The sequence below is a fragment of the Enterococcus sp. 6D12_DIV0197 genome (genome assembly GCF_002174385.1).
GTDB lineage: Bacteria > Bacillota > Bacilli > Lactobacillales > Enterococcaceae > Enterococcus_D > Enterococcus_D casseliflavus.
Genome location: NZ_NIBN01000001.1, coordinates 2,271,037 through 2,290,221 on the forward strand (window position 1 = coordinate 2,271,037; position 19,185 = coordinate 2,290,221).

General features: G+C 40.6%; 17 protein-coding genes and 1 riboswitch. Of the genes, 1 reads left to right on the forward strand and 16 read right to left on the reverse strand.

Translation table 11 applies throughout. The features are described 5' to 3' along the window. Positions 1 to 14 precede the first annotated feature (14 nt). Positions 15 to 193, reverse strand: a riboswitch (M-box (ykoK) riboswitch). A gap of 223 nt (positions 194 to 416) precedes the next feature. The 12 genes from A5867_RS10550 to A5867_RS10610 all read right to left on the reverse strand — a co-directional run bounded on the left by A5867_RS10550 (position 417) and on the right by A5867_RS10610 (position 14,016). Beyond that, positions 417 to 2,312, reverse strand: coding sequence for a mannonate oxidoreductase (locus tag A5867_RS10550; RefSeq protein WP_087627562.1), 1,896 nt, complete (start codon positions 2,310 to 2,312; stop codon positions 417 to 419). A 348-nt stretch (positions 2,313 to 2,660) separates the two neighbouring features. Next, on the reverse strand, positions 2,661 to 4,190 hold the full coding sequence (ahpF, locus tag A5867_RS10555; RefSeq protein ID WP_087627563.1) for an alkyl hydroperoxide reductase subunit F: 1,530 nt from the start codon (positions 4,188 to 4,190) through the stop codon (positions 2,661 to 2,663). Positions 4,191 to 4,199: 9 nt separating this feature from the next. Next, positions 4,200 to 4,763 carry an alkyl hydroperoxide reductase subunit C gene (gene ahpC, locus A5867_RS10560; RefSeq protein WP_005226227.1) on the reverse strand — a complete coding sequence of 188 codons (564 nt, stop codon included), beginning with the start codon at positions 4,761 to 4,763 and terminating at the stop codon, positions 4,200 to 4,202. Positions 4,764 to 5,069: 306 nt separating this feature from the next. Further along, positions 5,070 to 5,273, reverse strand: coding sequence for a hypothetical protein (locus A5867_RS10565; protein WP_010748444.1), 204 nt, complete (start codon positions 5,271 to 5,273; stop codon positions 5,070 to 5,072). A 152-nt stretch (positions 5,274 to 5,425) separates the two neighbouring features. Beyond that, a complete protein-coding gene (locus tag A5867_RS10570; RefSeq protein WP_074536724.1) occupies positions 5,426 to 6,385 on the reverse strand; it encodes a permease prefix domain 1-containing protein in 960 nt (319 codons plus the stop codon). Then, the gene (locus tag A5867_RS10575) at positions 6,382 to 6,714 is read right to left on the reverse strand and encodes a PadR family transcriptional regulator (RefSeq protein WP_087627564.1); all 333 of its coding nucleotides are present in this window, start codon (positions 6,712 to 6,714) and stop codon (positions 6,382 to 6,384) included. Before A5867_RS10575 ends, A5867_RS10570 begins: the two co-directional genes overlap by 4 nt. Before the next feature lie 189 nt (positions 6,715 to 6,903). After that, on the reverse strand, positions 6,904 to 7,875 hold the full coding sequence (locus A5867_RS10580; RefSeq protein ID WP_087627565.1) for a siderophore ABC transporter substrate-binding protein: 972 nt from the start codon (positions 7,873 to 7,875) through the stop codon (positions 6,904 to 6,906). A 24-nt stretch (positions 7,876 to 7,899) separates the two neighbouring features. Then, entirely contained in the window at positions 7,900 to 8,658 is a 759-nt protein-coding gene (locus tag A5867_RS10585; RefSeq protein ID WP_087627566.1) for an ATP-binding cassette domain-containing protein, read from the reverse strand. After that, entirely contained in the window at positions 8,655 to 9,599 is a 945-nt protein-coding gene (locus A5867_RS10590) for an iron chelate uptake ABC transporter family permease subunit (protein WP_005236195.1), read from the reverse strand. The genes A5867_RS10585 and A5867_RS10590 overlap by 4 nt, the downstream gene beginning before the upstream one ends. Then, positions 9,596 to 10,546, reverse strand: coding sequence for an iron chelate uptake ABC transporter family permease subunit (locus A5867_RS10595; RefSeq protein ID WP_074933634.1), 951 nt, complete (start codon positions 10,544 to 10,546; stop codon positions 9,596 to 9,598). The genes A5867_RS10590 and A5867_RS10595 overlap by 4 nt, the downstream gene beginning before the upstream one ends. A 639-nt stretch (positions 10,547 to 11,185) precedes the next feature. Then, the gene (locus A5867_RS10605) at positions 11,186 to 12,550 is read right to left on the reverse strand and encodes an FAD-dependent oxidoreductase (RefSeq protein WP_005226235.1); all 1,365 of its coding nucleotides are present in this window, start codon (positions 12,548 to 12,550) and stop codon (positions 11,186 to 11,188) included. Then, positions 12,547 to 14,016 carry a helix-turn-helix domain-containing protein gene (locus A5867_RS10610; RefSeq protein ID WP_010748448.1) on the reverse strand — a complete coding sequence of 490 codons (1,470 nt, stop codon included), beginning with the start codon at positions 14,014 to 14,016 and terminating at the stop codon, positions 12,547 to 12,549. The genes A5867_RS10605 and A5867_RS10610 overlap by 4 nt, the downstream gene beginning before the upstream one ends. Before the next feature lie 162 nt (positions 14,017 to 14,178). On the opposite strand from A5867_RS10610, the gene A5867_RS10615 reads away from it, so the two are divergent. Next, positions 14,179 to 15,282 carry an SLC13 family permease gene (locus A5867_RS10615; protein ID WP_087627567.1) on the forward strand — a complete coding sequence of 368 codons (1,104 nt, stop codon included), beginning with the start codon at positions 14,179 to 14,181 and terminating at the stop codon, positions 15,280 to 15,282. Between the two features lie 132 nt (positions 15,283 to 15,414). On the opposite strand, the gene A5867_RS10620 is transcribed toward A5867_RS10615, so the two are convergent. The 4 genes from A5867_RS10620 to A5867_RS10635 form a co-directional block, all read right to left on the reverse strand. Beyond that, positions 15,415 to 16,128, reverse strand: a complete 714-nt coding sequence (locus A5867_RS10620) for a class I SAM-dependent methyltransferase (protein WP_074933632.1) — start codon at positions 16,126 to 16,128, stop codon at positions 15,415 to 15,417. Next, positions 16,129 to 17,136, reverse strand: a complete 1,008-nt coding sequence (locus A5867_RS10625) for a zinc-binding alcohol dehydrogenase family protein (protein ID WP_034695642.1) — start codon at positions 17,134 to 17,136, stop codon at positions 16,129 to 16,131. Between the two features lie 71 nt (positions 17,137 to 17,207). Continuing rightward, positions 17,208 to 18,269, reverse strand: coding sequence for a hypothetical protein (locus A5867_RS10630; RefSeq protein WP_060793107.1), 1,062 nt, complete (start codon positions 18,267 to 18,269; stop codon positions 17,208 to 17,210). Then, positions 18,241 to 19,152 carry a hypothetical protein gene (locus A5867_RS10635; protein ID WP_005226241.1) on the reverse strand — a complete coding sequence of 304 codons (912 nt, stop codon included), beginning with the start codon at positions 19,150 to 19,152 and terminating at the stop codon, positions 18,241 to 18,243. Before A5867_RS10635 ends, A5867_RS10630 begins: the two co-directional genes overlap by 29 nt. Positions 19,153 to 19,185: the final 33 nt, after the last annotated feature.

Sequence of the window (19,185 nt, forward strand, 5' to 3'; positions counted from 1 at the left end):
AGGACGTCAGACTTTAGCAGCAATCTCATCGTCCGAGTTTTAGCACTATACAACGTAAAGAAAGTCATTTGCTCTCTTAGCTATTTTATGAAAAGCCTTAATCCGACAATTCCTGTTTTACACATTGGCGTCTTTCGACGTTTCTGCGCAATAGCTTGTGTTTGTATAGGAGCCTCACCTAACACTGTCTCTTATACACATCTAGATGTGTATAAGAGACAGGAATTTAGATATTTCGAATATTTTCTGCTCTATAAAGAAAAAACAACCAAAATAATCATCCAAACAAAGGAACAGCATCGATAAAGGACGTTATTAAAAAAACGAACATTTAAAAAAAGCAGTCCTTTTTCTAGGTGCTGAAAAAGGACTGCTTGCTTGATTTTGGTCTATCGATTGAAAGTTTTCTTAATCTATCAATCCACGGGTCGATTGGTTTGCCGTTCTTGCGCTGCTTTTCGTAACTGCTTCTGCGCTTTTTTAGATCCCCGTTCAATATCTCGAGTAAACTTGCGCTGCGCAAACTCAACGAATAGCTGATCAAGATCATAACCTGCGGGATAGAGCACCTCTCGCTTTGTGAGGAGTTGCAAGCGACGAGCGGCAACGACAAAAAATTGTTTCTCTATTGAAATTTTCGCTTGTCCTTGTTCCAAATACTCATAAAAAAGCCCGCGCTGGTTATGTTCTGTTGAAAAGACCAAGTCTCCTTTTTGAAAAATAAGATCTATCTTGGCTTCTTGTTGAGGGGGGTGTTTCTTCCCCTTTTCAAAAGGCTGCTTCTCAAAAGAATAGGTTTTATGCTTTAAATATTCCTTTGCTGTTTGGACTACGTCAGCGGGGATCGCCATCTTTTCGGCAATCCAAAACGCATTACTATCACCGACTGCATTCGTCAGCAAACGATATTTTGGTGTCAAGGTTTTGGCATCAAAAGCCATTGCCGCTGTTTCGAAATCTTGATGATCGACGGCAAACTGCTTGATTTCACCATAATGCGTTGTTGCGATCATTAAAGCTCCTGAGCGATAGATGGATTCCATGATGGCGATCGCCAAAGCAGCCCCTTCATTGGGCTCAGTGCCGCTGCCGATTTCATCCAATAAAACAATACTGTGTCGGGTAGCATTCTTCATAATCTGAGCAATGTTCGACATGTGTCCAGAGAAGGTACTTAAAGAATTTTCCAGACTTTGTTGATCGCCAATATCCATCCAAAGACTTTTTAAAAACGGAACAGTGCTTTTGCCATTGTGTGCTGGAAATAAGCCATAATGAGCCATGGCGCAAACAAGTCCAACGGTTTTTAAGACGACGGTCTTGCCTCCAGCATTTGGACCCGTGATGACCATGCAGCGGTTTTCTTCGCCAAGTTTTAAAGAAAGAGGAACCGCATCACTCCCCAGCAAAGGATGACGGACTTGATCAAAAAGCAAAACTTCTTCCTCAGTCATAGTTATCGCCTGCCCATTGATTTCTCGACAATATTTTCCCCGAGCAAAAATAATATCCAGCACAACTAAAATGTCAAGACAGGCAAACACGGCGTTCATTTGTTCGGCGATCGCTCCTGTCAACTCTGACAACACTTGGTATTGAGCGGCTGTTTCTTCTGCTTTCGCCAAGATCAATCGATCATTTAAACGGGCAGCTGCCTCCGGTTCAATAAAGACAGTCGCTCGTTTATTGGAACGTTCGATGATCGTTCCGTTAAATTGCTGTTGAAATTCAGCACGCACAGGTAACGTATATCGGTCGTTCTTTTTGATGACACGATTTTCTTGTAAATAGCGACTTTCCTTAAAAAACTTTGCAAAAACTTTTTTCAGATCAGCTTCATTTTTTTCGATCGTACCGCGAATTTTCCGCAATTCTCGGCTGGCATTACTATCAACCTGACCATTGCGAATCTTTTGGAAAATCATTTCGGCGATTTCAGAAAAGTCTTCTAACCCTTGTGCATATTGATGTAATCTTGGGGCAATCGATTGATTCTTTTCGAACAATTGACGGATGATTCGAAAAGACCGTAAAAAGTCTCCATATTCGATAAGCTCCTGTGGTTCCAAAACAAACCCTTTTTCAATTTTCTCCGTATGGTGTAAGACATGCTGCAGCCCCATAAAAGGCACTTGACGACCAGCAGCTAATAGTGCCATCGCTTCAGTGGTCTCTGTCACTCGTTTTTGGGCAGAGTGGATCGTCGCTGCTGGTTTTTCATTCGCAAAGCGCGCTTTGCCGTAATCGCTGATTATTTTTTTACTTACTTGTTCTTTAATTTGTTCAAATTCAGTTGCTTGAGGTATCTTCATGAGTTATCCTTTCTTGTGCCTGAGGATTCCGATCAGATCCCCGTCCAAAAAAGTGTACAAAAAAAGCGATAGTCTCCCATCACCTGATTCATCAATAACGATTTTTATCGGTATCTACAGGCACAACAAATAAACAGTCTGTTTTTGCTTATTTGTTTTAATTGGCTGATTAGATACCTACGACACTCATCAATATACCTCTTTCTTTTTTGAACGAGTTTTTTTCATTGTAATATAGAAGCTGTCCTTCTGTCAACTGGACCCAAACTGCCCTTACAAAAAGAAAAAACGCTCAGCAGCTCCTAGAAGCCCCTGAGACGTTTTTTGATTTTAAATGATGCAAGGCGCTTACGAGCGAATCAGGTAATCAAAGGCACCTAATGCCGCAGTGGCACCTGAACCCATTGAAGTGATGATCTGTTTGTATACACTATCGGTACAATCCCCTGCTGCAAAGACCCCTTCAATATTGGTTGCGCCGTGTTTGTCTACGATGATCTCATTGCGTTCGTTTAAAACGATGCGATCTTTTAACCATTCGGTATTCGGCATCAAGCCAATCAGGATGAAGACACCCTCAACAGCTAATGTGAATTCGCCATTCGTTTCACGATCAACGTAGGTCAATTGTTCGACATGATCGGATCCAGCAATTTCCTTCGTTGCCGCATTCGTAATAACAGACACATTTTCTAACGTGTTCAAACGGTTTTGTAGCACAAGGTCCGCTTTTAGTTCCGGTAAAAATTCAAGAACATAGACGTGTTTTGCCATGCCAGCTAAATCGATCGCTGCTTCGATCCCAGAGTTTCCGCCGCCAATGACAGCAACCTCTTTCCCAGCAAATAACGGGCCGTCACAATGTGGACAATAGGCAACACCTTTATTTTTGAATTCTTTTTCTCCTGGAACATTGATGTTACGCCAGCGAGCGCCAGTTGCTAAAATGGCCGTTTTGGTTTTTAATACTGCACCATTTTCTAATTCAACTTCGATGACATCATTGCGACGAATATCTTTCGCACGCTGCCCTTTCATCACGTCTACATTGTATTCGTTGATGTGCTCTTCTACCTGACGCATTAATTTTGGTCCTTCGGTATAAGGAGTACCGATCATGTTTTCGATCCCCAGGGTTTCCATTACTTGTCCACCCATTGTTTCGACGACCATCCCAGTATTGATGCCTTTACGCGCTGCATAAATCGCTGCGCTTCCGCCTGCAGGTCCGCCACCGACAACTAACACATCGAAAAGCTCTTTTTCAGCAAAGTCATCTTTACTCGTCGGACCAGCTGCTTTTTCCAACAACTGTTCGATCGTTTGACGGCCGCTTGCAAATTCTTCACCGTCTAAAAAGACGGTTGGCACAGCCATAATTTTTTTCTTGTCAATTTCTTCTTTGAACATCCCACCTTCGATCATGGTGTGACTGATGGAAGGATTTAGCACTGCCATGATATTTAACGCTTGAACAACATCAGGACAGTTATGGCAGGTCAAACTGACATAGGTTTCAAAATGTAATGGCTTATCGATCGCTTTGATGCGCTTTTGAAGTGCTTCGTCAATTTTCGGCGGACGACCGCTTACTTGAAGCAACGCTAAAATAAACGAAGTGAACTCATGTCCTAACGGTAAACCAGCAAAAGCGATGCCGCTTTCTTCACCGGGACGATTGATCGAAAAGCTTGGTGTCCGTTCACTTGCTACAGCTTGGATAGTGATTTTTGGCGACATTTCTGCGATTTCTTCTAAGAATTCACGTACTTTTGTGGAAGAATCATCCTCACCTAAAGTTGCCGCAAAAACAACCTCTGATTCTAGCATCGCGAGATACTGCGTCAGTTGGTCTTTGATTGCCTTATCTAATGCCATGAGAGCCTCCTAAATCTTGCCTACAAGGTCTAAGCTTGGCGTTAAAGTTTCTTCGCCTTCTTTCCATTTTGCAGGACATACTTCACCTGGATGAGTACGGACATATTGTGCAGCACGGATTTTATCGATCAAGCCACTAGCATCACGACCGATACCGTCCGCATTGATCTCAACTGTTTGGACTACGCCATCTGGATCGATGATGAATGTTCCACGTTGAGACAACCCAGAAGCTTCATCTAGTACATCAAAGATCTCTGAGATCACATGAGAAGGATCTGCAATCATGATATATTCGATTTTATTGATGGCATCAGAATGATCATGCCATGCTTTATGAGTGTAATGAGTATCTGTTGACACAGAATAAACTTCTGCGCCTAATTCTTTTAATGATGCATATTGATCTTGCAAATCTTCAAGCTCTGTCGGACAAACAAATGAGAAATCTGCAGGGTAAAAACAAACAACGTTCCATTTTCCTTTAAAATCTTCTGATGAAACATCGATAAATTTTCCATTGTGGTAAGCTTTCGCTTCGAATGAACCAATCTCTTTTCCAATTAATGACATATCATTTCCTCCAATTAGAATAATTATTTGAGAATAATCTCTATTAATTATTAGTATATCTAACTATAAAAAGCAATAGTTTATTCAGAAATAGTCAAAAAAAATGTTATCCTCCTCAGAAATGAGCATATTTATTTCCTATCCAATACAAATAGAGTATAATTGTAAGTTTGACTAATCGTTTCCATTTTAATTCCCTACTTGTTAGATTCTCAATTACACCCCTCATTCTCAATTAAATAAAAAAGATTGCCTCTTCCTATGATTCCTCACCAAGTAAAGTGAGCCATAGAAAAAGGCAATTTTTTATTTAGTATTTAAATAGTTGAACAATCCACTGATCGTTCGATCCCTCAATGTAATCCGCTTACCGTCTAAAAAAACTTCTTCGACTGGGTAATGGTCTTGAAAAGGTGGAACTTCCAAGTATTGACTTGCGAGAAAGCGCTCCGGAGATTCGACTGTTGCTATTTCTTTGCTGCCATTTTTCAGATAATGAATTTCTAACATATTCATTGCCTCTTTTCTTGTATTCTGAACTTTTAAAAAGCATTGAGAGAACCATATTTCTCGCTGTTCTTTTTTGATTGGTTCAGTTACAAGGCGTATTATAATCTTCCTTTTTTTAAAAGTAAAGAAAGCACTCTCGATTGAAGTGTCTCTTATTTTTTAGCTTTCGTATGTCCGATAAAGTAGTCCTCTAAGACACCACCAATAACAAAAATGACCCAAGAGTAAGCCCATGCATGAAACATGAAGGACCAAAGCATGTAAACGACCAAAATCACTGGCCAGTAGACTGTTCGAAAAAAGGTAACTCTACCAGCGGATTCGCCATATTTATGACGTGTTGCTCGATCCCCAGGATGGTCTTCGTCGCGAATAAAATACGTCTCAGTTGCCAGCTTCGCAAAGCCTGTACGGATAATACTTACATAAATAATAAAGAACACACCTGCTGCAACCGTCAAGAAAAACAAGGAAATCCCAAACTCAACAGAATAATAAAACACTTCACTTAAAAGTACAGGCGCAATTGATAAAATACAGGCACCAATTCCTAAAACAAGACCAATCCGAAAACTTTTTTCATAATTTGCGAGTTGCTGAGCGGCTTCTCGTTTGGCATCCCTTTTTATTGGACGATCATCCAACTGTTTACGAGCACCGGAAAAGTGCAAGCTGCTAGAGATAATAAAACCGACCCCGATGGCGATAAAAAGAAACATCACCATTATTCCAAAGGTCTCAGCATATATACTAACAAAGAGCATCAAGGCTGCTAGGGATGCGATACAAAAACCGATTCCTATAGATAACGAGAAAGCAAAGTGTCGCACAGTTCCCCAATAATCAAACGCATCGTCTTCTGTGATGGCATCGGACCAATCATCAATCGGCGCTTCTTCTTTTGAAACATTTAACTCTTGCAACAGCTCATCTACGGAACCAAACTCACTGATTACTGCACCGATGGCTTCATGCTCGCTTTTCCCTTGGTGAATCAGTTCTAAGTAGTGGTCTTCCATAATCGCTAAGAGGTCTTCTTTCGCCTTTTTGGTTTCCGGTGTGATGGGTACTGATAAAAATAAGCTGTCTAGATAGTCATGAATGGTTTTCATTTGTCTCCTCCTTGTAAGAACTGGTCAACGACGATCTTTGTCTGCTGCCACTCCAATATTTTCTCCGTAAGGCTTGCTCTTCCGTCTGCAGTTATCTGGTAATACGTCCGCTTTTTGCCATGCGTCACTTCTCCAGGATATGAGCGGATCAATCCTTGTTTTTCTAACCGAGTAAAAGCGGAATACAACGTCGTTTCTTTGATCACATATAAAGAATCTGTTCCTTCGCGAATACGCTTGGATATTTCATATCCATAAGAATCTTCATTGGAAAGAATGGATAAAATGATTGCGTCGTTATAGCCGCGAATTCCGTCACTCGAGATCACGCAATCGCCTCCTAAATTACTTCATCTGTCGTACTAATTATAAAACAATTACTACGACAGGTAAAGTAAAGCAGGGAAAGTTTTCAAAAATCAGTCGTAGGTCTTAGAAAATAGGAAAATAAAAAGGGACACGCATTCTCAGTAAACTGATACGCGTGTCCTAATTACTTGATTGCTTTTCTCACCTATTTATTCAATGGCTGGTTTGACATCGTCCATCATTAGTTGAATCGACTCCAAGCCTGAACCTGCTAAATACCAAACCGCAGCATCCAATTCAATGACTTGATCGTTTTGCCCAGCATTTGTTTCTTGGACGATTTCATTTGCAACAAATTCACTTTCACTTTCATTGCCGCCGATCGCTTTTGTCCGGTCGATCACGAAAATGATATCAGGATTTTTCTCAAGCAAGTACTCATAAGAAATACTTTGTCCATGTGTCGACGCCTCTAATTCCTCATCTACTGCAGGGAAACCAAACGTATCATACAAGATACTGTAACGAGAACCTGGCCCAAAAGCAGAAAGATTGCCTTCATTTACCATAACAACCAAGGCTTTCTCGTCAGCATTTTGCGCTTGCTCCTTCAAGGTATCGATCTGACCTTGTAACGATGCTAGTTGTTCTTGCGCTTCCTCTTCCTTACCAAAAATTTGACCAATGGTCGTAATGTTGGCTTCGATCGATGCCCAAGTATCACTATTGTCAACGCTTAAGAAAACGGTTGGCGCGATTGCAGACAATTCCTCTTGGAAATCACGTTGTCGCCCAGAAATAATGATTAGGTCTGGCTGCAGTTGATTGATTTTTTCTAAATCAGGCTCTTTGATTCCCCCTGCTGATTCAACATCTGCATACGCTGATAAATAATCTGGTAAATTGCTGGTCGCAGCAGCAACGATTCGATCCCCAAGGCCAAGCGCATCCATCGTGTCTAAGGCACTATTGTCAAAAACCACCACTTTTTCTGGTGCATAAGGAACAGTAACGGTTCCATTACTATCAGTGATTTCAACCTCTGTCGGTGTCTGTTCACTCTGAGCAGTTTGGCTTTGCTGTGTCCCTGTCGATTCGATTGTACCAGTATTATTTGATCCGCATGCGGTCAACACAGCTATTACGAAAATACTCATAAAGCTTACTACAATTTTTTTCATTTTTTTCCTCCTTAGAAATACATTTTATTGGAAGGTATAGCAAAATTGCCGACCATCCACTTGTACCAGTTTGATTGGAATCTCATATAACGATGCCAACACTTGCTCCTGGATCACAGCCTCAGTGTCGGCCGCTTTAAAAATCTGACCGTCTTTCATGGCAACGATGTGATCGGCGTAGCGAGCGGCAAAATTAATGTCGTGCAAGACGATCACAACGGTTTTTTGATAGTCTTCCACCAAGGTGGTCAATAGCTTCATCAGCTGGTTGGCGTGCTTCAAATCTAGATTGTTTAACGGTTCGTCCAACAGCAGATAATCTGTATCTTGAGCCAAGATCATCGCCAAGTAAACTCGTTGTAGCTGACCACCAGAAAGCTCATGAATCGATTGATTGGCGTATTCGGAAAGGGATAGCTTAGCCAAAGAATCATCAATGATCCTATCATCCGCTGCCGATTGTCGCCCGCGGTTATACGGATAGCGACCAAATGCCACCAGTTCTCTTACAGTCAGATTGACTGCATAGCGATTGCTTTGCTGCAAAAAAGCCATTTTTTTGGCTAGCTCTTTGGATTTCCATTGGCGAATCTCAGTTCCATCCAAATAAATATCACCAGTTCTTTGGTCCAGCATCCGACTGACCAGGGAGAGTAAGGTGCTTTTTCCCGCACCATTAGGCCCGATAAAGGCAATCATTTTCTGCTCAGGCAATGCTAAAGAACACTCGGTCAACACCTGTGTTTTCGCATAATTTTTGGATACGTTTTTTGTTTCAATCATGATTTTTTCCTTTCCAGCAGCAATTTGCTTATAAAGAAGACGCCACCTAATAATTGAATCACCGTACCAATGGTCGTTTGCCATTGAAACACTTGTTCCACTAAGAACTGCCCTCCTACTAACAGGAGAAAACCAATCAGGCTGCCACCCGCAAACAACCACCCATGGCGATAGGTGGGAAAAAGCTGATAGGTGATCGTTGCCACTACAAAGCCGAGAAAAACAGCTGGACCTACGAGTGCCGTAGCGGTACCTGTCAAAAGCGCAATCAAAAATAAAATACCTCTATGAAGCCATTGAACAGGAACGCCTAGACTTTTAGCTTGCCCGCTTCCTAAATGTAATAGATTCAATTCTGGAATCAACAGAATCAGGCAGCTACTACCGATCAAAATGATCACAGCAGCAATTAAGAGATGTTGCGTATTGATATTGCCAAAGCTAGCAAATAAGCGTCCTTGCAGTAAATCATATTCATTCGGGTCCATCAAGACTTGCAAAAACGTGCTCAGACTACTGAACATCGTGCCGCATACCATTCCAGCCATCAACAACAAAAACAATCCGTTGACGGCTTTTTGATAGAAAAAACCGATCAATAAACTTCCTAGAATGGCAGTCAGACTGACAGAGAATAAAAACATCGCTGCTGTTTCTTGGCTTAGCATCTGGATCCCGCCGATAAAAAAGAAACACAGGGTCTGAACCAGGACATATAGTTGATCCAAGCCTAAGATTCCTGGTGTTAAATAGCGATTGCTCGTAACAGTCTGTAAGGTGATCGTACTAAAGGAAATTGCGATCGCCACCAGAGCAAAGGCGAAGATCCGACGGCCCCGCAATGCAAAAGCAAATGACCAATTACCATAGGTGTTATAGGTCAGATAGGCAGTAGCGGCACAAAGGATCAGAAAGAACAAAAGAAAGAGTTTTTTCTTCATTGAAACTTCCTCCCCAGCAGCAAAATCAAGAAGCAGCAACCACCTAGTACACCGGCAACCACACTTACGGGCATCTCATACGGAGCAATCACGATGCGTGCCAATACATCACATAAAAGTAAAAATGCACTTCCAGCAAAGCTGATCAACAGTAGATTATTCTTCAAATGATCCCCAAAGACCATGCCGATCATATTTGGGATAACGATCCCCAGAAAAGGGATTTGTCCAACGGTCAATAAAACGACACTACTGGCAAACGCCACCAGAGCGAACACAGCAAAGCGTAAATACAGATAATTGATCCCCAGACTCTTGGCGGCACTTTCTCCTAAACCAGCAATCGTGATCTCATAAGCTAGGAAATACAACAGACCGAATACTGGAATCGTCAAATACAAAAGTTCATACTGGCCAGCCATAATGGTAGCGAAATTTCCTTGTAGCCAAGAAGAGACATTTTGAACCAATTGGAAACGGTAGGCCAAGAAGCTGCTAATGGCACCGATGATATTACCGAACATCACCCCGGTCAAAGGGAGCATCATTGGATCTTTCTTTGGTAGAAATTGGCTTAAAAATAAAAAGAACAAAACACCTGCATAAGCAAACACAAATGCTGCGGTTGTCCGAATCAAGTTAGAAGCATTTGGCAGAAAAAGCATGACTAGCAAAATTCCTAAACGAGCACTATCAGATAACCCGATCGACTCTGATGCCACAAATTTATTTTGCATCATATGCTGCATGATTTTCCCACATAAACTAATGATTCCACCTGCAATGATCAAACTGATCGTCCGTGGGAGCCTAACTTTTACCAAAACAAGCCAATGATTCGGATCACCCTGCTGTAAACCACTTAATGATAATTCATGGGTACCTACCAGTAACGAACAACCCACAAGAAGAATCAAGATCAGCAGTAATCCGATTTTTTTCAACATGCCCCGCCCCCTCCTTATTGAGAATGATTCTCACTCTCTTTAATAGGGTAACGTATTTCACTTAAAATCACAAGAAGTTTTTAAAAAAAATCCCTTTACCAACGCAATTTCAGTGAAAACGAATCTGCGAAGGCAAGGGATTATGTGATATTTTTCTCTTATAAAAGACTGCGAGCACGTCTTTTTTATCAATGAAGTCTGTTTAATCGCTTTAATCAAATAAATACTTGAGAAGGCTAGATTCAACTTCTGAGTTTCATTCAATAACAAATCATTTACACGTTCAATCGTTTCAATCTGTTGAAACCCCTGTGTAGTTAACACATGCTCATCCCAAGCTGGGGGTAACTTTTCAGATAAAGGGTACTGATGAGCTAACGTGTCCATACAAGGAACATTCGTCTACCGATAACAATCAATTACCAAAAATCGTTCAGTCATAAAACGAGCGTCGTCATATTTTTTACGGGTTTCTTCATCAAAAAGATAGCGATACCAGTCGGCATCAAAGTTCAGCAGAACCCCACCTGGTTTTAATACGCGATACCTTTCATGGGCGCAATCGCTATTTTCTCCCGATTAACGTCAATTCACAAAAATAAACCTGCGATCATCGCAGGTTTATCAAGACTTACTATTTTACTTTAACAAGCCATCAAGGGCCAATTGATTCAAAAAGTGCAGTGGAAATGAGATGGTTGGATTGAAAAAGTAATCCATTGTTGCTAATTGGTGCAAGGTCGTCTTGCTATTGATCAAGGTTGAGATCGTATTGATGATCTCCAAACTTCCACGATCACTCGTAATGATTTGTCCCCCCATGATCACTTTCGTTTGCTGATCAAAAATCAGTTTTAACGTTACTTCAAAATCCTCATCTGTCGCGAAAAATGTCCGAGAATGAAATGTTTGCGTCACTGAATCTACTTCAAAGCCGTAATACGGTGCCTCGGTCTCATTAATACCTGAACTGCTGACGAAATAGCCAAACAATTTACTGACGACGGTCCGTTGCATTTTTGGAAAAGGAATTTTCGTTGTTCCCCGTTCATTTGCCAATAAATTGGTGGCAGCAACGATCCCGGTGCGGTAAGCATTTGTTACTAAAGGAATATACAAGGAGCTATCCGAATGATTAAATGGGATCGAAACAAGATCCCCAATTGCATAAATCGCTGGGTCAGACGTTTGCAAATACTCATTTGTCGATACCGTGCCATCCAGATTTAATTTCAGAAAATCTTCTACTAGCGCAACATTTGGACGTGGATTGACAGCATAAACGACCACGTCAGCTTGAATTTTCGTTCCATTTGACAGCTCAATTCCTTGATAATCGCCTTTCTCATTTTTGATCGTATGAGCGACATTGCTGTTAAGATAGATCTGCAAATTTTTAGGAAAGCGTTCCATCAAAATTTTGGCAATTTCATGATCAAAATAACGGAACAACAGCGTATCCATGCGATCGATCAAATGAACGGCTTTTTGTTGTCCGCTTAAAGATTCCGCTAATTCAAACCCGATCAGACCAGCGCCGACGATCGCAACGGTTTGGGCATTCTCGATTTTTTCTAATGCTTGCTTTGATTGACCAATGGTTTTGTAGGTCGTTATATGTGCTTCGACATCTGAGGCAAACTCCGAACGGAAAGTACTCGATCCCATCGCCAAAATCAAGCCATCATAACTCACTTCATCTTCTTGCTGATAAGATTCCGTTGATGTGACAAAATGAACCGTTTGTTCTTGCGGAAAGATTTTTGTGACTTCACTGTTTAGCATCACATTGATTCCTTCTGAAAGAAGTTCACTGGCAGTTGCCGTTTTGGAATCTTCCAAACGCTGAATGTAACCTTCCAGTACTAAATTCAAACTGCTGGCAACATAACCAAGAACGCTTGATTTTTCTATAATTATCACATCGACTTTTGGGTCAACTTTTTTTAAATGACGGGCAGCAGCAATTCCTGCATGAGAGCCTCCAATAATCACTATTCTCATATCTTTTCCAACTCGCTTTCAAGGTTCTCATTTCGTATTTCATCCACGATTTGATGAAGCCGCTCTTCTTCAAATGGGGTTGCACCACCTGTTAAAATCAATCGTTTTTTATAACGATAGCCTTCCGAGATCTCAGAATGATCAACGATCAATAGATCATAGTCCTTCTCCTTCGTCCCATCGAAGTGAATATTCGGATAGCCAGCCAATTCTTTGATCAAAAAGCGCCGTAAAAAGCCACTGCGTAATCGTGATTGAGTCAGTAAAATCCCTACCGTAAATGCTTTTTCCTGTTTTACTTGAATCCATTGACGGATCAAAAGCAATTCATTGGTCAAATGCTGCTTTTTCTCAAGAGAAAAGGACTGGTTTACGTTTTTCTCCAACTGTTCGATTGCTTGCTGTGCCACTTCGATCAAGCTCTCATTCGCAACACTTTGCGGCTGAAATTCAGCAAAGGCAATAATGCCGCCATGAATATACAACGCTTGGATCGTCACACTCGTCAAGAAGACGCGTAATTCCGTAGAAGTTTCTGTAGTCTTTCTTTCACTATCACCAATGGCCTGCAGCAGCTCCCCATTTAACGCATCGATCTCTTGGAAGAAAAGTGATTTTTGCAAGGAGTCATCCAGTGAAGGGCGAATCAAGCCTTCAGCTAATAAAAATAAATAGAAATATACCGTTTCATAATCGCTCCAGGATACGGCAAAACGACTGAGATAGCGCCCTAATATATTCCGCAAAAGCTGGAACATCGCTTCATTTTCCAATGACTTCAACAATGGATACGAGGCTTCATGCTGTTGCGAGCCGCGATAATCAAAACGGGCTTCCATAATGCCTAACCAAAGCCCGACTTTCCAACGCTCTGCTTGACTAAACGTTGTCTGCAACTGTTTTTCAATGACTCGAATCAAATTGTTGATGGCTGGTGCATTCAAGCGAGCGATCAATTCTTCATTGGGATAACTTTGTGAAAAAAACTGATAATAGAAAAAGCGAATCTGTTTTTCATCCCCAATCAATTTTTTATTTTTTAATTGGATGTCGAATTCTTTCAATAACTGATTGATCGCTTTGAATCGACGAAACAATGAAGCTTCACTCAACATCAGTTCTAACATCATTTTCGTCGTTGACTCATCTCGATGAAAAAACAAATACGACAATATCTGAAAATCGATTGCTTCTGAAAGATACGCATAAAAAAATTGCTTCAGGGAAAAATCAAGAGGCAATACCAATTGCACTTGATCATTTTCTGAATAGATCAAAGCTGCGTCTTCATGGAAAGCAGCTAAATTTTGATGAAGATTTTGAAGTTCTTTTTGCAAAGTGGGCGCGGAAATGGATAACGTTTTTGCAAGTTTTTTATAAGAGACTTCTGAGCCATTCTGAAAAAAAACAGCCAAAATTTGAAAATGTACCTGCTGATTTTTTTCAAGCAGCTGCATCACATTCATTCTTGAACCTCCTTCACCTTTCACATACTAATTTCCCAATTAATGAGTCGTTTGTCAACTATAAAAATTGCCTGAATGACTTTGAGTTCGATGGAAAAAGCGTTATTTATTGTTCCTAAAGCATAGGAATGGTAAAATTCTTGAGAAGAAAGGTGGTGAACTATGGGAAAACGAATGTTAGCATTTTTTCGAACGGATCGATTATTTTCGATTTCCCTGCTACTAGCACTTATTGCGTGTTTTTTCGGCACCTTCCGTTGGTCGTTTATTGACTTTAAAGTGATTTTATCACTGTTTGGATTAATGTTAGTAATCAATGGGTTAGAAGAAGCTGGTCTTTTACGAGCATTTGGACAAAAATTAGTGGAAAAAAGTCGCAATCTGCGTGACTTGATCCGCGCAAGCGTCTTGCTAAGCTTCTTCAGTTCGATGTTTTTAACAAATGACGTGGCTATCTTAACTTTATTGCCCATCTATTTACTCTTAACGAGGAAAGAACAACAGCACACCAGTGTCTTATTAGGCGCTGTCTATTTGATCGTAGCAGCCAATTTAGGAAGCAGCCTGTTTCCATTTGGAAATCCGCAAAATCTATTTTTATTTTCTTACTATCAGATTTCGCTGCCACAATTCATGTGGACTACTGGCACCTTTGTGGGACTTTCATTACTATTACTCCTTGTTTCGATCCAGCTCATCCCAAAGACTCCATTGGAAATCGCCCTGCAAGAAGAACCCTTTGAAAAAAAGCCAGCGCTGCTTAATTCAGGATTATTTGTTCTTATGATTCTTGGTATTTTTAGTGTTCTCCCTATTTCAATCGCCGTGCTTGTCGTCGCAGCCGTGGTTTGGTTTAGTAATAAACGATTATTTGCAAAAGTTGATTATCGATTACTACTTACCTTTCTCTGCTTCTTCTTGATCGTCGGGAATATTCAAGACCTATCTCTGGTCACCGATCACATTCGACCGTATTTTCAAGAAACGCATCGCGCTTTTTTAGGTAGTATTTTACTCTCCCAAGGAATATCTAACGTTCCAGCAGCAATTTTGATTGCTCCTTTTACCGATTTAGAAAAAGCCGTTCTTTTGGGCGTCAATGTTGGTGGTTTGGGTACATTGATTGCTTCTTTGGCGAATTTGATTGGGTACAAATTATTGAAACAAGCCAGACCAAAAGAAGCGAGAACGTTTCAAAAGCTGTTTTTTATCGTCAACATCATTTTTTTACTGTTATTAGGCAGCATCGTATACCTTCTATTGTAGCAAATTCACTGTAAAACGAGATTCCAGCATAAGATGTTTCCAGTCAGCAGCCAAAAGAAGCCTAGCTCCTGTACCTGTTTCTTGATCTTATGTCAGAATCTCGTTTTTTCGATACCCATTGTGTGATTTTACTTAGGCTAAGAGAAGCTCAAAGGTGATTTTCGTTTGGCTTTCGACAGTCAATGCCTCACCAAAGACATGTTGAACCATTTGTTGCCGTTGTTCCAATGAATACTCCTCCTCAAAATAAAGATGAAATATTTCTTGATCGATCTCTTCCTTCAAAATATACTCGAATTGCCGACTCTGCCAATCGATCGCTTCTTCTGAAAACCACTTCTTGTACCAAGTGTTTAAGTTCAGGTCATTCTTCGCTGAAAGATTTTTTTCATAAGGCTGAAACACGTTTTCTTCTTCTGCGATCATTCTTAGAATAATCAATTGATGGGCCTTTTTTTGAAACTGAAGCAATGCTTCTTTGTCTCTGACTGCTGGATTCATTGCCATAAAAATACAGGGCCAGTGCTGGTCTGCAGATAAAAAGTCTTTTTGGCTCTGCTGAACCAGATGGAGCTTGTTCATCGGATCTTCCGTCGTTTCTTCAATGATTTTTAACATTTCTTTTGAAAAATCAATTGCGTAATACTCATCTACATAAGGATAAAATGCTGAAATGTAGCGGCCAGTCCCCGCAGCAAAGTCAACGAAGGCCGATATCGGGAACACTTTCTGCTCCACCAAAAAAGCTGCTACCTCTTCGGCAATTTTCAATTGGGATTCTCTTTGAATCTGTGCATATTCTTGGGCAAATTCATCCCAAAACAGCATCGCTTCCTCTTCTTCCATCTAGCGGACGCCTCCAGTGATCACTGTCTTTCCTTTTGTTCCTTGCTCAACCGCTTTTGTAGCGAGCTTTAAGGTCTCGATGGTAATTCCTCCATCAAACGTTTGGACCGCAGTCGTATGGATCTTTTTGTCAGCGAGTAACGAGGCGATCCGTTGCAAAATGCTCCCTTGTGTTTCAATCATCAACTGAGCATCTGTTTTTGCGAACATATACTCCCAATAAAAATCGATGCCGAGGTTTTTATATGGATTTAAATCTAGCGCTTCTTTCGTATTCACGATCATTCCGACTTTGCCAAACGGCAAGATTGCTTTCGTTAATTGTGGCAAATAGGCCGAGGCGTCATAAAAAATTGCAACGGCTGAAAAAGGCTCAGTGATTTGTTCAGCTAACGGCAAGCGATGATTAAGTACTTGATCCACTTGATTGTTTTTAAGCCACTGATCGTTCTTAGGACTCGCAGTGCCATAGACTGTCAATCCTGCCCATTTTGCTAGTTGCGCCGCAATTGAGCCAACACCACCGCTGGCATTGACCAATAAAATCGATCCTTCATTCGCGTTTTCTTCAGGCACGTACCCAAATTTTTCAAAAAGCAATTCCCACGCTGTAATACTCGTTAATGGCATAGCTGCAAGATCGCCATCAGAAAAGCCGGCTGGTGCCTTTGCTGCGATCCGAGAATCAACTGTTTGGAACCTTTGATTCGCACCAGGTCGTTGTGTGGTTCCAGCATAAAACACCCGATCACCAACGGCAAAGCCATTAACTGCTGAGCCGATTTCTTTAACGATCCCAACGGCGTCATACCCTTGGATCTGGAACGCTTCACTTAAAGCAGTCATCTGCCGTCTTTTTGTATCGATTGGATTGACCGAAACTGCCTGTACTTCCACCAATAAATCATTTGCTTGGCAATTGGGTATCGGAATTTCCTTTTCAATAAATACATTTGACTCATCTAAAGATCGTCCTTCATAAAAACCTAGTGCTTTGTTTTTCATCATACTGCTCCTTCCAAAAAAAGTGCTGAATAGTTATAAAAACCATTCTAGCACTTTTAATGAATTTAGAACATTTATTCTTCACCTTCCACGACAAGCGGAACCAAAAATGGATAGCTTGTGAAGAAATCTAATAAGGATCGCTTCCATTGATCTGAATCAATCGTTAGTAAAGTGGACTCTGTATACAAATGGATCGTCAATCGTTGATTTTTATCAAGTAAAACAAGAATTTCGCCTTTGTTTTCTGTGATAAAATCATATTGCTGATTCTCCATTGTAATAATGAAAATTTGATCGAGAACTTCTGCTGCAACAGCAAAGTCCGTCTCCATATCGACAGCCAATGTTTGGGTATTGTCGATCAAGCTTGGTGAAACCGTAAAGCCTAATTCTTTTAAATGCGCCAATACCAAGTTGACATCATAATTAAAGAGCGAAAGCTGATTGACCGAGAAAATATTCTCCGCATGCCATTGACTGATTAAATGCAAAATCTGTTCATCATTGACAACCACCGACTGGGAGTTTGAATTGATAGTCAACAATGGCAAATAATTAGATTGATACGTAGAATTGACTGGATTAAGTTTGAAACTAAACTCGAGCTCCTTTGTTTCTGTTAAACGAAAACGGACATTGAAATGCTTTGTCTTCCATGTGTCATAGTTATCAGTAGCAGTTAAATGAATCGTTTTTAATGGTTTCAAGAATTCATAGGCATAGTATTCAAGCAATGTCTTTTTGGCGATCACCGAAATATCTTGATCTGTTAAAATCAACTGGCGGTAATGAGCAAGCAATCCAGAAAAATCAGCTTCCATAATTGATTTTCTCAATTTTAAATCAGCTAGTTCGTTTTCGGCTTGCTCAATAAGCGATTCGATTCGTTGGTGATCTTGCGCTTTTACAGCATAATAATCATCTTCGTAGTCAGTTTCTTCTTTTGCTGAATCAAAAGAATCATCCACTACATTTCCACTATCTTCTACTAAAGGACCGTCATTCACTAAGTCCGTCGCATTTGTTGATACGTTTTCCTCGACTTCATTAGCCCCTTCTGTTTGGACCTCTAGAGTCGGTTCCTGCTCCAGCAGCTGTGATTCCTCAGGATTCGTCTGCGTTTCTTTCGTCAACTTCAGTCAGCTCCTTTCCAGTATAGTGAGCTAAGAAAGCCATTATTTTTGCCGTAAATTCATCAAATGATCCAAAAAAGGTATCAATTTGACGGAATTCTTTTTCCACGATTGCTTTCTTTAAGCGCAATGTTTGGTATTGCTGTTGCAGACGCTCTTTTTCAGCAAAAACCTCTTCGTCATTATTTGAATATCTTTCCCATTCCCGACGTTTGGCTTCTAATGCTTTTCGCTCAGAAGTCAACTGCTCTAGTTCTTCATCGATTTTTGTCCGATTGAAAAAGCCCTTTGACTCACTCAATTCATTTACAGATGCCGTAAGCTTATCGATCTGATTTTGGATTTCCTTTACTTCTGATAGGGCAGTGATCCGTTTGGCTTCCAGCTTATCCATTTGTTGTTCGATGGCTGTCAGCATCTCACGATCGCCTCGTTGAAACTTCTCCCATTCTTCGTCTATCTCAGGGATAACAAAAATTTCTGGAATGCTCGCATCGATACCAATCGTCGCTCGCTCATGATAATAGGTCCCTAACTTATAGTAATGCACGGTAGGAGATATTTTGGCACAATGCATCATGAAAGGAAATGTTTGGGTGAAGTTATCATGGAACTTTCTTGATAGTAATTCGTCAATCTCATGATTTTGATTTGATGTTTCTTTTAGCTGTTTATGCAATCGACCATTATATATACGATAAATTTCAGGAATATCCTCTTTTTCGATCGCTACTTCAAAATCTTGCAGGTCTTGCAGCATCTGACCGATATTTTTCGAGGCTACTTGTTTGATATCGCCAAAGGATACTTCTTCATTCGTTGAAACTGAAACAACGTCTTGATCTTGAACAAATTTTTGTTCTTTTTTGGCATCGTCAGTCATATGATCCCTCCTAAAAATACTTCACTACTAGTG

Coding starts and splice junctions, on each gene's coding strand:
- A5867_RS10620 (WP_074933632.1), bottom strand. CDS start 16,128: ATGGAAGAAGAGGAAGCGATGCTGTTTTGGGATGAATTTGCCCAAGAA.
- A5867_RS10605 (WP_005226235.1), bottom strand. CDS start 12,550: ATGAGAATAGTGATTATTGGAGGCTCTCATGCAGGAATTGCTGCTGCC.
- A5867_RS10590 (WP_005236195.1), bottom strand. CDS start 9,599: ATGAAGAAAAAACTCTTTCTTTTGTTCTTTCTGATCCTTTGTGCCGCT.
- A5867_RS10585 (WP_087627566.1), bottom strand. CDS start 8,658: ATGATTGAAACAAAAAACGTATCCAAAAATTATGCGAAAACACAGGTG.
- A5867_RS10550 (WP_087627562.1), bottom strand. CDS start 2,312: ATGAAGATACCTCAAGCAACTGAATTTGAACAAATTAAAGAACAAGTA.
- A5867_RS10635 (WP_005226241.1), bottom strand. CDS start 19,152: ATGACTGACGATGCCAAAAAAGAACAAAAATTTGTTCAAGATCAAGAC.
- A5867_RS10615 (WP_087627567.1), top strand. CDS start 14,179: ATGGGAAAACGAATGTTAGCATTTTTTCGAACGGATCGATTATTTTCG.
- A5867_RS10580 (WP_087627565.1), bottom strand. CDS start 7,875: ATGAAAAAAATTGTAGTAAGCTTTATGAGTATTTTCGTAATAGCTGTG.
- A5867_RS10565 (WP_010748444.1), bottom strand. CDS start 5,273: ATGTTAGAAATTCATTATCTGAAAAATGGCAGCAAAGAAATAGCAACA.
- A5867_RS10625 (WP_034695642.1), bottom strand. CDS start 17,136: ATGATGAAAAACAAAGCACTAGGTTTTTATGAAGGACGATCTTTAGAT.
- ahpC (WP_005226227.1), bottom strand. CDS start 4,763: ATGTCATTAATTGGAAAAGAGATTGGTTCATTCGAAGCGAAAGCTTAC.
- A5867_RS10570 (WP_074536724.1), bottom strand. CDS start 6,385: ATGAAAACCATTCATGACTATCTAGACAGCTTATTTTTATCAGTACCC.
- ahpF (WP_087627563.1), bottom strand. CDS start 4,190: ATGGCATTAGATAAGGCAATCAAAGACCAACTGACGCAGTATCTCGCG.
- A5867_RS10610 (WP_010748448.1), bottom strand. CDS start 14,016: ATGAATGTGATGCAGCTGCTTGAAAAAAATCAGCAGGTACATTTTCAA.
- A5867_RS10595 (WP_074933634.1), bottom strand. CDS start 10,546: ATGTTGAAAAAAATCGGATTACTGCTGATCTTGATTCTTCTTGTGGGT.